11 protein-coding genes and 1 pseudogene are annotated in these 14801 nt (G+C 57.5%); 9 read left to right on the top strand and 3 right to left on the bottom strand.

The window, feature by feature from the left end:
* Positions 1 to 171: 171 nt before the first annotated feature.
* Together mmsA and aptA are read right to left on the bottom strand one after the other, a co-directional pair.
* Positions 172 to 1665, bottom strand: a complete 1494-nt coding sequence (gene mmsA, locus ACWKV9_RS23950; protein WP_483838587.1) for a CoA-acylating methylmalonate-semialdehyde dehydrogenase — start codon at positions 1663 to 1665, stop codon at positions 172 to 174.
* A gap of 69 nt (positions 1666 to 1734) precedes the next feature.
* Positions 1735 to 3081, bottom strand: coding sequence for an omega-aminotransferase AptA (aptA, locus tag ACWKV9_RS23955; RefSeq protein WP_483838588.1), 1347 nt, complete (start codon positions 3079 to 3081; stop codon positions 1735 to 1737).
* Positions 3082 to 3220: 139 nt separating this feature from the next.
* On the opposite strand from aptA, the gene ACWKV9_RS23960 reads away from it, so the two are divergent.
* The 9 genes from ACWKV9_RS23960 to ACWKV9_RS24000 all read left to right on the top strand — a co-directional run bounded on the left by ACWKV9_RS23960 (position 3221) and on the right by ACWKV9_RS24000 (position 13839).
* A complete protein-coding gene (locus tag ACWKV9_RS23960) occupies positions 3221 to 4141 on the top strand; it encodes a LysR family transcriptional regulator (protein WP_483838589.1) in 921 nt (306 codons plus the stop codon).
* A 234-nt stretch (positions 4142 to 4375) separates the two neighbouring features.
* The gene (locus ACWKV9_RS23965; RefSeq protein WP_483838590.1) at positions 4376 to 5761 is read left to right on the top strand and encodes a uracil-xanthine permease family protein; all 1386 of its coding nucleotides are present in this window, start codon (positions 4376 to 4378) and stop codon (positions 5759 to 5761) included.
* A gap of 84 nt (positions 5762 to 5845) precedes the next feature.
* Positions 5846 to 6508, top strand: a complete 663-nt coding sequence (locus ACWKV9_RS23970) for a TetR/AcrR family transcriptional regulator (RefSeq protein WP_483838591.1) — start codon at positions 5846 to 5848, stop codon at positions 6506 to 6508.
* Between the two features lie 37 nt (positions 6509 to 6545).
* Positions 6546 to 7139: an IMPACT family protein gene (locus ACWKV9_RS23975; RefSeq protein WP_483838592.1), complete on the top strand. Its 594-nt coding sequence runs from the start codon at positions 6546 to 6548 to the stop codon at positions 7137 to 7139.
* 592 nt (positions 7140 to 7731) lie between these two features.
* Positions 7732 to 9300 (top strand): ABC transporter ATP-binding protein, encoded by a 1569-nt coding sequence (locus ACWKV9_RS23980; RefSeq protein WP_483838593.1) that lies wholly within the window; start codon positions 7732 to 7734, stop codon positions 9298 to 9300.
* 11 nt (positions 9301 to 9311) lie between these two features.
* Complete coding sequence (locus ACWKV9_RS23985; RefSeq protein WP_483838594.1) at positions 9312 to 10412, top strand: ABC transporter permease; 1101 nt, start codon at positions 9312 to 9314, stop codon at positions 10410 to 10412.
* Entirely contained in the window at positions 10412 to 11338 is a 927-nt protein-coding gene (locus ACWKV9_RS23990; protein WP_483838595.1) for an ABC transporter permease, read from the top strand. The genes ACWKV9_RS23985 and ACWKV9_RS23990 overlap by 1 nt, the downstream gene beginning before the upstream one ends.
* 220 nt (positions 11339 to 11558) lie before the next feature.
* Positions 11559 to 12242: an SDR family oxidoreductase gene (locus ACWKV9_RS23995; RefSeq protein WP_483838596.1), complete on the top strand. Its 684-nt coding sequence runs from the start codon at positions 11559 to 11561 to the stop codon at positions 12240 to 12242.
* Positions 12243 to 12483: 241 nt separating this feature from the next.
* Entirely contained in the window at positions 12484 to 13839 is a 1356-nt protein-coding gene (locus tag ACWKV9_RS24000; protein ID WP_483838597.1) for an 8-oxoguanine deaminase, read from the top strand.
* A gap of 100 nt (positions 13840 to 13939) precedes the next feature.
* On the opposite strand, the pseudogene ACWKV9_RS24005 reads toward ACWKV9_RS24000, so the two are convergent.
* A pseudogene (locus ACWKV9_RS24005) lies at positions 13940 to 14716 on the bottom strand (calcium:cation antiporter); the annotation flags it as partial.
* Positions 14717 to 14801 lie beyond the last annotated feature (85 nt).

Genomic DNA, 14801 nt, shown 5'->3' on the forward strand with positions numbered 1-14801 from the left:
TCCAACTACTTGATTAACAAGAAGTTTTCCGTTTCGTCTGCGCCGGAAGTGGGGCGAATTATAGACAGATCCTGAGGACCGTCAACAGTTAATTCATTAAATTGTCATATCGGTCAGGAATAGCAATAAAACCGGGGGCCACACTGCACAGTGAGCCCCCCTAGCCACTCTTTATAAACTTGGGAATGCAAACTGCGACGCTTCATGACTCGCCCTTTGCGGCCAGCGCTGGGTAATCGCCTTGCGCCGCGTGTAGAACCGAACTCCATCAGGGCCATAAGCGTGCAGGTCCCCAAACAGGGAGCGCTTCCAACCGCCGAAGCTGTGATATGCCACTGGGACCGGCAGCGGCACGTTTACGCCCACCATCCCGACCTCAATTTCATCGCAGAACAAACGCGCGGACTCGCCGTCACGCGTGAAGATGCACGTACCGTTGCCATACTCATGGTCGTTGATCAGTTGCATCGCCTGCTCAAGGCTGTTGACCCGAACGATGCACAATACCGGTCCGAAGATTTCTTCTTTATAGATACGCATCTCAGCGGTGACGTGATCGAACAGGCAACCGCCAAGGAAGAAGCCGTCTTCATTACCAGGAACGCTAAGCCCGCGCCCGTCCATAACAAGCTTTGCGCCCGCGCTGACGCCATCTTCTATATAGCCGCTGACCTTGTCCCGGTGTTGCCCGGTAACCAGTGGTCCCATGTCCAAACCACATGTGGTGCCCGCGCCAATCTTTAACGCTTTGATTTGCGGGATCAGTTTCGCTACCAAAGCATCAGCAACCTGATCGCCAACACATACTGCGACCGAAATCGCCATGCACCGCTCACCACAGGAACCATAAGCAGCGCCCATCAACGCGCTGACGGCATTATCCAAGTCCGCATCCGGCATCAACACGGCATGATTCTTCGCGCCGCCCAATGCCTGAACACGCTTGCCGCGCGATGTCGCTTCTTTATAGATGTACTCGGCGATGGGCGTGGAGCCGACAAAACTCAGTGCTTTGACTTCCGGCGCCTCGATCAAAGCGTCTACTGCGGCCTTGTCACCATGCACCACGTTCAGCACACCCTTGGGCAAACCCGCTTCGTGCAACAACTGTGCGATCAGCAGGGTGGAGCTTGGGTCACGCTCGGACGGTTTGAGGATGAAGCAGTTTCCACAGGCAATTGCCAGCGGGTACATCCACAACGGCACCATCGCCGGGAAGTTGAACGGGGTAATGCCTGCGACTACGCCCAATGGCTGGAAGTCTGACCATGCATCAATGTTCGGTCCTACATTACGGCTGTATTCGCCCTTCAGGATTTCCGGCGCTGCGCACGCATATTCGACGTTCTCGATTCCGCGCTTCAACTCACCCGCAGCGTCTTCCAGCGTTTTACCGTGCTCTTCGCTGATCAGTTGGGCAATGCGCCCTTCATTCTGCTCAAGCAACTGTTTGAAGCGAAACATCACTTGCGCGCGTTTGGCTGGAGGCGTGTTGCGCCACGCCGGAAACGCCGCTTTTGCGGAGTCGATGGCTTGCTGGATAGTTTCACGACTGGCCAGCGGCACCTTGCGAATCGACTGGCCGGTCGATGGATTGAACACATCGGCGGTGCGACCGTTGTCACTGACTAACTCACCATGAATCAAATGCGGGATGTTGCTCATGAATCAACTCCAAAAAGATGCCAGCAGGCGCGATCAAAGTCGCGCCTGTGTTTAATAAGAAAAGGGGGATCAGTCGACCAGGTTGAGCGCTTCGCCTACAGCATCGAACATGCGGTCCAGATCCTGCGGTTTGCTGTTGAAGGTTGGGCCAAACTGCAGGGTGTCGCCGCCGAAACGTACGTAAAAACCGGCTTTCCACAGTTTCATGGCCGCTTCAAACGGGCGAACAATGGCATCGCCGTCACGGGGAGCAATCTGAATCGCCCCGGCCAAGCCGTAGTTGCGGATATCGATGACGTTCTTGCTGCCCTTCAATCCGTGTAACGAGGCTTCAAAGTGCGGCGACGTTTCCGCCACCTGCTGAACCAAATTTTCACGCTGCAACAGGTCGAGCGCGGCGAGGCCAGCGGCACATGCAACCGGATGCGCCGAGTAGGTGTAACCGTGCGGGAATTCAACCGCGTACTCAGGCGTCGCCTGGTTCATGAACGTGTGATAGATCTCGCTGCTGGCAATCACGGCGCCCATCGGGATCGCGCCATTGGTGACTTGCTTGGCGATACACATCAGGTCCGGCGTCACACCAAAGCTGTCAGCGCCAAACATTGAGCCAGTGCGACCAAAGCCGGTGATAACTTCGTCGAAGATCAACAGAATGTTGTGCTGATCACAGATCTCGCGCAGTCGTTTCAGATAGCCCTGCGGCGGCACAATCACACCGGCCGAACCGGCCATTGGCTCGACGATCACAGCCGCGATGTTGGACGCATCGTGCAGCTCGATCAGCTTGAGCATCTCATCAGCCAACGCAATACCGCCCTGCTCCGGCATGCCACGCGAATAGGCGTTACTGGCCAACAACGTATGCGGCAGATGGTCGACATCCATCAGCTGACCAAACATTTTGCGGTTTCCGTTGACCCCGCCCAGGCTGGTGCCCGCGATGTTTACACCGTGATAACCACGGGCGCGGCCAATCATCTTGGTCTTGGACGCCTGCCCCTTCAAACGCCAGTAAGCGCGGACCATCTTGACCGCGGTATCGGCGCACTCAGAGCCTGAGTCGGTGAAGAACACGTGATTGAGATTGCCCGGCGTCAGATCAGTGATTTTCTCGGCCAGCTGGAACGACAGCGGATGACCGAATTGAAAACCTGGCGAGTAGTCCAGTGTCCCCAACTGCCGTGAGACGGCTTCTTGAATTTCTTTGCGGGTGTGCCCTGCTCCACATGTCCATAACCCGGACAACCCGTCGTAGATCTGCCGGCCCTTATCGTCTGTCAGGTAGCTGCCCGACGCCGCAACGATCAGTCGTGGATCGCGATGAAAATTGCGGTTGGCGGTGTAAGGCATCCAGTGAGCATCGAGCTTCAGCTGGCTGGCCAGGGACATGTCAGAAGTTTCGGGCATATTCATTGGGACTGACCTCACAAAGGGTGTGGGTGGGCTTTCTTTTTAAGATGCAAAAGCAGAGCCGGGTTGCAGCTAAATTGCCACGGGCATAAAGTCTGAAAAATCCTGCTTTTACGATCTTTAGTTGAGTGATGACTAAACTATGAGCACACGCCGTCCCGACCCTCTAGCGCAAGTCAGTGATTTCGATATTCGCCTGCTTCGCATCTTTCGCAGCGTCGTGGAGTCTGGAGGATTCTCGGCTGCCGAAAGCGCCTTGGGCATAGGCCGCTCGGCTATCAGCCAGCAGATGAGCGATCTTGAGCAACGGCTAGGGTTGCGCCTGTGTCAGCGAGGGCGCGCCGGGTTTTCTCTGACAGAAGAAGGTCGTGAGGTTTACCACTCGGCTCTGCAATTGCTCAGTGCATTAGAGAGCTTTCGTACAGAGGTCAACGGCCTGCACCAGCATCTGCGCGGCGAGCTGAACATCGGTCTGACTGACAATCTCGTCACCCTACCCCACATGCGCATTACTCACGCCCTGTCGCAATTGAAAGAACGCGGGCCGGACGTGCATATCAACATCCGCATGATCGCCCCCAATGAAGTCGAGCAAGGCGTGCTCGACGGGCGCCTGCATGTGGGCGTAGTGCCACAGGCCAGCGCGTTGTCGGGGCTTGAATATCAGCCGCTCTACAGCGAACGATCGTTACTGTATTGCGCCGTAGGACACCCGCTTTTTTATGTCGACGATGCGCAATTGGACGACGACCGCTTGGCTGACCAGGAAGCCATCGCGCCGACCTTCCGCTTGCCGACCGAGATTCAAGCCCACTACCAGACTCTCAAATGCACAGCCAGCGCATCCGATCGTGAAGGAATGGCGTTCTTGATTTTGACAGGCCGCTACATCGGCTATCTGCCGGATCATTACGCGACAACCTGGGTGCAGCAAGGCCGACTCCGGGCGTTGAAACCCAAAGATCGATTTTACGACTTGAGCCTGGTGACCGTGACCCGCAAAGGCCGTCGCCCACATTTGGTGCTTGAGAGCTTTTTGGAAACGCTGGCTGCCACGCGATAAGGCTTTATTTCGTATGGCAGGGCTGGTAGCGAAATAAAGAAAACGGCGCAAAAAATATATCTGCATGATTTAAAAAGGGAAATCAGCAATTACAGCGCAACAACCTGATCACTTGGACAGCTTTTTGCAGTACCGATGCTGGATCTAGACTTGCTCAAGCGCTGCGTTGCACACAGCTCAATGCGTAAGGGGCAGTCAGAAGATCCGGCTCACTCCAAAAATCGAGAGTCCACCATGCAGCCCGATCCTTCCAGTAACAGCGAATTGATATACGGCCTCAATGATCGTCCGAAACCATTGCCCGCCACATTGGCCGCTATTCAGCACGTACTTGCGGCTTTCGTTGGCATCATCACGCCGCCGCTGATTATCGGTTCGGCGCTTGGACTTAACGATTACCTGCCGTACCTGATCAGCATGGCGCTGATGGTGTCCGGTGCAGGAACGTTCATCCAGGCGCGCAGGCCGTTTGGCATTGGTGCCGGGATGATTTGTCTGCAGGGCACCAGCTTTGCGTTTCTGGGTGCGGTCTTGTCCGCTGGCTTTATGGTTAAGCAACGCGGTGGCAGCCCGGAAGACATCATGGCGATGATTTTCGGTGTGTGCTTTTTCGGCGCCGTTGTGCAAATCGTGCTCAGCCGATTCATCGGCCAACTGCGTCGGGTCATTACGCCATTGGTGACCGGTATCGTTATTACGCTCATCGGCGTGAGTCTGATCAAAGTTGGGGTGACCGATCTGGGCGGCGGCTTCAATGCACCGGACTTCGGCGAGCCCATCAATCTTGCCCTCGGCGCCTTCGTGCTGGTGGTCATCATCTTGCTCAACCGCTCGAACGCGCCCTGGATTCGCCTTTCGGCGATCATCATCGGGCTGGCAGTGGGATGTCTGGCCGCCTGGTTCAGTGGAAAACTGCTGCCTCAGTCGATCGCGCATGTGGCACTCATCAGCATTCCTACACCGTTCAATTTCGGATTCGCCTTCGACTGGACCGCTTTCTTGCCTGTCGCGCTTATTTATCTGATCAGCAGCATCGAAACTGTGGGCGACCTCACGGCCAACTGCATGCTGTCCCGCGAACCCATTAAAGGACCCGGCTATATCGCGCGCCTAAAAGGCGGCATTCTCGGTGACGGCGTCAGTTGCATGATCGCCGCCACGTTCAGCGCGTTCCCCAACACCACGTTCGCCCAGAACAACGGGGTGATTCAGCTGACTGGCGTCGCCAGTCGCTACGTCGGGCTGTACATCGGCGTGATCCTGTTCATGCTCGGTCTCTTCCCCGTCATCGGCGCGATCCTGCAACAGATCCCTAAACCCGTATTGGGCGGCGCGACATTGGTGATGTTTGGCAGTGTCGCGGCGGCAGGCGTACGGATTCTTGCGCAGTCGCCGCTGGACCGTCGGGGCATGTTGATAATCGCCACCTCGTTTGGCGTTGGCCTGGGAATCGCAGCGCAACCTGCCCTGCTGCATCACCTGCCACAACTCGTACAGAACCTTTTTGATTCGGCCATCACAAGCGGCGGCCTTACTGCCATCGTCATGAGCGTGCTGTTGCCTGAAGCCAAACAGGCCGCGCGCGAAGAAAAGTCTGAGATAGAGGCGTTCGAGCACTAATTTTCCGTCGCGAACGCTTGTCGGATCGTCGCGGGTGCGTTATCTGTTCACACCGTCGCACCCCATGATCCCCTGGAATCGCACATGACCCTCGAAGTCCCTGCACACAATCCCGGCGTCACGAAGCCTGCGAGTCGCATTCGTCAGAAAAACGAAGAAGCGATCATGAAAGCGGCCGAGGACGAATTTGCGCGTCACGGCTTCAAAGGCACCAGCATGAACACCATCGCGCAGAACGCCGGGCTGCCGAAGGCGAATTTGCACTATTACTTCACCAATAAGCTGGGCCTGTACATCGCAGTGCTGAGCAACATCATTGAGCTGTGGGACAGCACGTTCAACAACCTCAAGGTCGAGGACGATCCTGCTCTGGCGTTGACCCACTACATACGCGCCAAGATGGAATTTTCTCGCCGACAACCCCAGGCATCGCGCATCTTTGCGATGGAGATCATCAGTGGCGGGGAGTGTTTGAACGAGTATTTCAGTCAGGACTATCGCGCCTGGTTTCAGGGGCGCGCCGCCGTGTTTCAAGCCTGGATCGATGCGGGAAAGATGGACCCGGTCGACCCGGTTCACCTGATTTTTCTGCTGTGGGGCAGCACTCAGCACTACGCTGACTTCGCCACCCAGATCTGCCAGGTCACAGGCCGCACACGCCTGACTAAGCAGGACATGGAAGCGGCAGGTGACAACCTGATTCGCATCATTCTCAAGGGTTGCGGCCTCACACCTCCTGCGGTTTGAATGCTCAAAAACCTTCGCCTTCAGCCTGGATTTATTAATGCCCTCTACCTTGGTCGGCCCTTGTGAATGGCGAGAAGACATTCGCAAGAGTCGCTTCATCACCCTCGCCGCCCCCATCAATACGCCCGCTGAGGCCCAAGCCTTCATTGAGCAAAACAGCGACCTCAATGCCACGCACAATTGCTGGGCCTGGAAGCTGGGCGATCAATACCGCAGCACGGACGACGGCGAGCCCGGCGGCACCGCAGGGCGCCCGATTCTGGCGGCCATTGAGGCCCAGGATTTTGATCAAGTGGTGGTGTTGGTCATTCGCTGGTACGGCGGCATTCAACTGGGCACCGGCGGCCTGGCGCGCGCTTACGGGGGTGGCGCCAACAAATGTCTGCAACAGGCAGAACGGCTGCCGTTGATCCATCGCGTGGCATTGCATTTTGACTGCAGCTTCAGCGAATTGGCTGTGGTGAAGGTCAGACTTGCCGACATCAGTGCGTTGATTCAGGAAGAGTCTTTCACCGCTAACGGCGTAGAGCTGTCAGTGGCTATAGGCCCGGAGCACATCGACGCCTTGCAGCGACAGCTTGCCGATATCAGTCGCGGCCGAATCGTTGTGCATCGTGATCCAGTCGTTTAACACCATCATCCGACTGTCACACTTGCCCACATCTGCTGTGCATCCGCCTGTGGACAAGCTGAGCACATCCGTCTGCGGGCCTTGTCCTGTATGGCGTTGAGACAGCTGATCAACATTTGATCACTTATGTTATCCACCGGTTAAAAATGCCGAAAAACAGTGAGTTAGCGAGCCTTATCGCCACTTGATACTAACGGTTCTTTAGTTATGCCCATTAATTGGGCTTGCGCACATTAACTGTGGACCAACCTGTGGATAACCCGTGCAAGCCTCCCCGTGGAGCTTGGGATGTCTCGCGCGCCAAGGGCTGGTTGTTTTTTGTACAACGTCAGCGGGTCAAATAAAGTCGTTCTGAACCCGAAGTGCCCTGAACTGGTGCCTGGACCGTACGGCTGCGCTCCTGTAGGAGCGAATTCATTCGGCCAGCATTGTTTCATTCGATACAGCAGTGCCAATTCTCCATCTCTCGCGAATGAATTCGCTCCTACAGGTGACGAGATAGAAGGTCGATCCCTGGAAATCTGGAAAACCTGACCACCTGGCCAAGAAATTGCTAAGTAATCAGGCGATCCAATTCCAATTCGAGTCAGTCATGTCCCCTCCGACCCCCTCTACCCGTCTGCACTTGCGTCACATCACCAAGCGCTACCCCGGCTGCGTCGCGAACGATGCCATCGATCTGATGATTGAGCCCGGTGAAATTCACGCGCTGCTCGGTGAGAACGGCGCAGGCAAAAGCACGCTGATGAAGATCATCTACGGCGTTGTACAGCCCGACGCGGGAGAGATTAGCTGGCAGGGCGAGCGAATCATCATGCGCAATCCCGCCCAAGCCCGGGCGCTGGGCATCGGCATGGTCTTTCAGCATTTCTCGCTGTTCGAAACCCTGACAGTCGCGCAGAACATTGCCTTGGCCCTGGGCGCATCGGCAGGTACGCCAAAGCAGCTTGAGCCGAAAATCCGCGAAGTCTCCCAGCGTTACGGGATGGCCGTGGAACCGCATCGACTGGTGCACAGCTTATCTATCGGGGAGCGGCAAAAAGTCGAGATCATTCGCTGTCTGATGCAGGACATTCGGCTGCTGATCCTCGACGAACCCACCTCAGTACTGACTCCGCAGGAAGCAGACGACCTGTTCGTGACCCTGAGACGACTCGCCGCAGAAGGCTGCAGCATTCTGTTCATCAGCCACAAACTGGGAGAGGTCCGTGCGCTGTGTCACAGCGCAACGGTGCTGCGAGGCGGCAAAGTGTCAGGCCATTGCATCCCTGCGCAGTGCAGCGATCTTCAATTGGCGCAACTGATGGTCGGCGACGCCGAGGGACTGGTGGCGCAGTACCCGAAGGCCAATGGCGGCGCTGCGTTTCTGCGCGTCGAACAGTTGGCCTGGCGTAATCCCGATCCGTTTGGCAGCTCGCTCAAGGACATCAATCTTGAGGTGCGCAGCGGCGAGATCGTTGGCATCGCAGGCGTCGCGGGCAACGGCCAGGATGAGTTGCTGGCCCTGCTCAGTGGCGAGCAAACCTTGAACAAAACCGAGTCCCGGCGCATTCGTTTTGCGGAATTGAATGTGGGCCATCTGCGCCCTGATGCTCGTCGCAAGCAAGGCTTGGCATTTGTCCCGGCTGAGCGGCTAGGGCACGGCGCTGTGCCAGAGATGAGCCTGGCCGATAACGCGCTGCTGACTGCATTTCAGCAAGGACTGGTCAGCAAAGGGCTGATCCAGCGGAGCAAAGTCCAAGCGCTGGCTGAAACCATTATCGAACGCTTCGCCGTGAAGACCCCAAATGCTCAAACGCCCGCCCGCAGCCTGTCGGGAGGCAATCTGCAGAAATTCATCCTTGGTCGAGAAATCCTGCAGGCGCCGAAGTTGTTGGTGGCTGCGCACCCTACCTGGGGCGTGGATGTCGGCGCAGCGGCAGCGATCCATCGCGCGCTCATTGCTCTGCGCGACGCTGGCGCAGCGATTCTGGTGATTTCCGAAGACCTCGATGAGTTGTTCCAGATCAGCGATCGGCTGGGGGCCTTGTGCAGCGGCGAGCTTTCACCGTTGGCACCTACAGCGAGCGTGACTCAGGCGCAAGTCGGCGGCTGGATGGCCGGGCAATTCGAGGGCCAACGCGCCCGCTCCTTTCAACCTGATGCGTCGTCCCACGACTGACGGAGATTTCGATGCTGCTTTCCCTGGAACCGCGCGGACAACAATCGCGCCCTATGTTGTGGTTTTCCCCTTTGCTGGCCGCAGCGCTGACATTGATCTGCGGCTCGCTGTTGTTTTTGCTGTTGGGTCTGGACCCGCTGCTGACACTTCACACTCTATTGATCGCGCCGGTCAGCGACCTTTATGGCGTGTCGGAATTACTGGTGAAAACCCTGCCGATTCTGCTTTGCGCACTGGGGCTGGCGGTGGTGTATCAAGCGCGCATCTGGAACATTGGCGCCGAGGGGCAATTGCTAATGGGCGCCCTGGCGGGGAGCGCCGTGGCGGTCAACATTATCGATATGGAAAGTCGCTGGGCGTTGGTGCTGATTCTGCTGGTGGGAGTGCTGGCGGGCGCAGCATGGGCCGGGCTGACCGCATGGCTGCGCACTCACTTCAACGCCAACGAAATCCTCACCAGCATCATGCTCAATTACATTGCGCTGAACCTGCTGCTGTATTTCGTACATGGCCCGCTGAAAGACCCTGCTGGCATGAACTTCCCTGAGTCAGCCACGTTCGGCGACGCAAGCCGTTTGCCGCTGTTGATGGAAGACGGCCGCGCCCACGTGGGGGTGTATTTCGCGCTGCTTGCGCTGGTTGCGGTCTGGGTGCTGCTGCAACGCAGTTTTGTTGGTTTCCAGATCAAGGTGCTGGGCCTGGATAAACGCGCGGCAGGCTTCGTCGGTTTTCGCGAGAAACGCCTGGTCTGGCTCGCCCTGCTGATCAGCGGGGGCCTTGCGGGGTTGGCTGGCGTGTGCGAAGTCACCGGCCCCATTGGCCAACTGGTGCCGCAGGTGTCGCCCGGCTACGGCTATGCGGCGATCACCGTGGCATTTCTTGGGCGCCTGAACCCCATCGGCATCTTGTTCTCCAGCCTGTTGATGGCGCTGCTTTATCTGGGCGGTGAAAGCGCACAAATGACGTTGAATCTTCCTCAAGCCATCACTCAGTTGTTCCAGGGAATGATGCTGTTCTTCCTGCTGGCTTGCGATGTGCTGATTCTCTACCGCCCGCGCCTCAAGGTGCGCTGGGCTCGTCGCCAAACGGCGCCAATCGCGGGAGCCGTGTGATGGATATCGATCTGTTGAGTAATATTTTCTTCGCCACGGTGCGGTGTGGCACGCCGTTGTTGTTGGTAGCGCTTGGTGAGTTGATGTGTGAGAAGACCGGCGTTCTCAATCTTGGCCAGGAAGGCATGATGCTGTTTGGCGCTGTGATTGGTTTCATCGTCGCCCTGAGTACCGGCAATTTATGGCTGGGCGTGTTGCTGGCTATGCTTGCGGGCATGCTGTTGTCTTCGCTGTTCGCTCTGGTTGCGCTGGTGTTTAACGCTAACCAGGTGGCCACCGGCCTGGCGCTGACGATCTTTGGCGTCGGGCTTTCGAGCTTTATCGGCGCAGCCTGGGTCGGCAAGCCGCTGCAAGGTTTTGAGCCGCTGGCGATTCCTTACTTGAGCGAGATCCCGCTGATAGGTCGGATGCTCTTTGCTCAGGATGTTCTGGTGTATCTGTCCTTCGCCTTGTTCGCTCTGGTGGCGTGGACGCTTCTGAAAAGTCGTGTCGGTTTGATCATTCAGGCTGTGGGAGAAAACCCTGATGCCGCCAGCGCGATGGGTTTGCCCGTGCTGTGGGTGCGCACGCTGGCAGTGTTGTTCGGGGGCGCGATGGCAGGTTTGGCCGGGGCGTATCTGTCGCTGGCCTACACCCCAATGTGGGCCGAGAACATGAGCGCCGGGCGTGGCTGGATAGCATTGGCGCTGGTGGTGTTTGCCAGTTGGCGTGTGTGGCGCTTGCTGCTGGGGGCTTACCTGTTCGGTTTTGCCAGCATTGTGTATCTGGTGGCGCAGGGCATTGGTCTGGCGATCCCCTCCAACCTGCTGGCGATGCTGCCGTATGTCGCGACTATCGTGGTGTTGGTGATGCTTTCACGCAATGCCCTGCGCACACGTTTGTACGCGCCGGTTTCGTTGGGGCAGCCTTGGCAGGCGGGCCATTGATCGCGCCGTTGCCATTGTTACGTGGGAGGGGGCCTGCTCGCGAAGGGGGGCCACATTCGTTACATTGTGTCGCTCGTATTAGCTCCATCGCGAGCAAGCTTCCTTTTACAGCTTCTTCTTAACGCCGACGACCGTTGCGCAGGCCGATCAAATTCCTGCCGATGTGCGCGGTCCACCTCTTAGAAGCTGCATTTCGTTTTCTGCACAGGAGTCACCCTTCATGCCTGCCAACAAAACTGCCCTGATCATTGGCGCGTCCCGAGGCTTGGGTCTGGGTTTGGTGCAACGCTTGACCGAACAAGGCTGGAACGTCATCGCCACGGTTCGTGATCAACAAAAAGCCGAAGAGCTGAAAAAGGTCCCTGGCGTGCGTATCGAGACGCTGGACCTGGATGAACAATCCTCCCTGGAAGTGCTCACCCTCAATTTGAAGGATATGCGGTTCGACCTGTTGTTCGTAAACGCTGGCATCATGGGCCCAGCCCACCAGAGCGCGGCGAAATCCACCGCTGCTGAGCTGGGCCAATTGTTTCTGACCAACGCCGTCGCACCTATTCGTCTGGCCGAGCGCTTCGTCGGACAGATTTCAGAAACCGGCACCATCGCCTTCATGAGCTCGGCGCTTGGCAGCGTCGCCATCCCGGATGCACCGGAAATGGCGCTGTACAAAGCCAGCAAGGCTGCGCTGAATTCGATGACCAATACGTTCTTCACGCAACTGGGCGACAGCAAAATCACCGTGCTGTCGATGCATCCGGGCTGGGTCAGAACTGCCATGGGCGGCGAAGGCGCCGATATCGACGTTCAAACCAGCACCAGCGGGTTAGTCGAACAGCTGGGCGCGTACACAGGCAAGGGCGGGCTTCACTTCATCAACTACCGTGGCGAGACGATTGCCTGGTAGGTCCCCACCGCGTTCTGTGTAGGAGCGCGCTTGCCCGCGATTGCGGCGGGCCAGACCCCACTGATGTTGGATTTGCTGACGTCATCGCGGGCAAGCGCGCTCCTACAGTTGATCCGATTACCATGCGCACTTAATATCCGCACCATCGCCCGGCCTCACTCGATGCCTCGCGACCCTGGATCAGCAGACAGGGCAACACTGAGCTGGCGAACCTGAACCCATTTTTCAGAGGAGCCGGCCAATGCCCGCTATCCGTATCTGGTTAAAAAACCCGCTTGCCGTTTTCACTGCCAATGAACTGGACGCCCGAGGCGGACTGGTCATCGAGGGCGGCATCATCACCGAACTGCTAGCCAGCGGCGAGCAACCCTCAAAGCCCTGCGATCAAACATTCGATGCCCGCGAGCATGTGCTGCTGCCGGGACTGATCAACACGCACCATCATTTCTATCAAACCCTGACCCGTGCCTGGGCACCCGTGGTGAATCAGCCGTTGTTCCCGTGGCTGAAAACTCTGTATCCAGTATGGGCGCGCCTGACTCCGGAAAAGCTCGCGCTGGCCAGCAAAGTTGCGCTCACCGAATTACTGCTGTCGGGCTGCACCACCGCGGCCGACCATCACTATTTATTCCCGGACGGGCTCGAAAACGCCATCGATGTACAGGTGCAAAGCGTGCGCGAACTCGGCATGCGAGCGATGCTCACCCGGGGCTCGATGAGTCTGGGCGAGGACGACGGGGGCTTGCCGCCGCAACAAACAGTGCAGCAGGGCGAGGTCATTCTGGAAGACAGTCAGCGCCTGATCAGCACCTATCACGAGCGCGGCGACGGCGCGCAGATTCAGATTGCACTGGCACCCTGCTCGCCGTTTTCGGTCACGCCCCAGATCATGAAAGAGAGCGCCGATCTGGCCGAGAAACTCGATGTCCGCCTGCACACGCATCTGGCCGAAACTCTGGACGAGGAGGATTTCTGCGTCCAACGCTTCGGTCTGCGCACAGTGGATTATCTGGACAGCGTCGGCTGGCTCGGACCGCGGACCTGGCTGGCCCATGGCATTCACTTCAATCCGGATGAAATTAGCCGATTGGGTCAGGCCGGCACGGGCGTGTGTCATTGCCCCAGTTCTAACATGCGCCTGGCGTCCGGGATCTGCCCGACGCTGGACTTGATTGCGGCGGGCGCGCCGATTGGGCTAGGCGTGGACGGCTCGGCGTCAAATGACGCATCGAACATGATGCTGGAAGCCAAACAAGCGCTGTACCTACAACGCTTGCGCTATGGCGCTGAAAAAATCACGCCTGAGCTGGTTTTGGGATGGGCAACCAAGAGCTCGGCGAAGTTGTTGGGTCGCAGCGACATTGGTGAACTGGCGGTGGGCAAACAGGCGGATCTGGCGATGTTCAAACTGGATGAACTGAGGTTTTCAGGAAGCCATGATCCACTGTCGGCGTTGCTGCTGTGCGGCGCAGACCGCGCGGATCGAGTGATGATCGGCGGTCAGTGGCGGGTGATTGATGGGCAGGTCGAGGGGTTGGATTTGCAGGGGTTGATTGCTGATCATCGGCAGGCTGCGAAGGAATTGATCAGCGGGTAAGGCATTCTGTAGGAGCCAACTTGTTGGCGAGCCAGCATACGATAGCGGTGAGTCAGTCACACCGCATCGCGAACAAGTTCGCTCCTACAGGGGTTCTACGTCACAACCCCAAACACGACAACATGATGAACGTCGCGAACAGCACGAAGTGGGTCATCCCTTCTATCGCGTTGGTTTCGCCGTCGTTCAGGTTGATCGCGCTGACGAGTAAGGTGATGAAAATCATCACCGTTTGCACCGGGGTCATCGCCATTTGAAACGGTTGGCCGGTGTACAGCGCCATGGCTTCCATGACGGGTACGGTCAGAATCACTGTGGACAACGAGGCGCCCAACGCGATGTTAACCACCGACTGCATGCGGTTAGCCAAGGCTGCGCGTAATGCGGTCAGAATCTCCGGCGCCGCTGAAATAGCGGCCACCAGAATTGCCGTCATCACGGGCGGCGCACCGCTCCCCTCCAGACCCAAGTCGACGGTTTTGGACATCACCTCGGCCAGCGCGCCAATCACCACCACACCAAACATCAGGATGCCAATGGACAGCGTGAGATTGACCGGTTTGGCCTCTTGCTCTGGCTGGTCTTTGCGGCGCTTCTTGTCGGGGTAGCTGTAGCTGAAGAAGTAACTGTGGGGGCCGACCTGCATCCGCAGAAACAGGGTATACAACACCACCATCGCGCCGATGGTGAACGCCGAATAGATCTTCCAGTCACCTTCCGGAATGAACTCCGGCACCACCATCGAGACACCCATGGCCGTCAGGATCATCACGCTGTAGGTACGCGCGGAATCATCGTTGTAGGACTGTTCCCCATGCTTGAGCCCGCCCATCAGCGCGGCAAGGCCCAGAATGCCGTTGATGTCGAGCATAATGCTTTTCTAGACACACCAAATTATAGTTTTGCTAAAACGTATGTCTTTCAGTTGGTTACCAAATTTATTGACACTAATGACTTGACAC

It is taken from the genome of Pseudomonas corni (genome assembly GCF_057128765.1).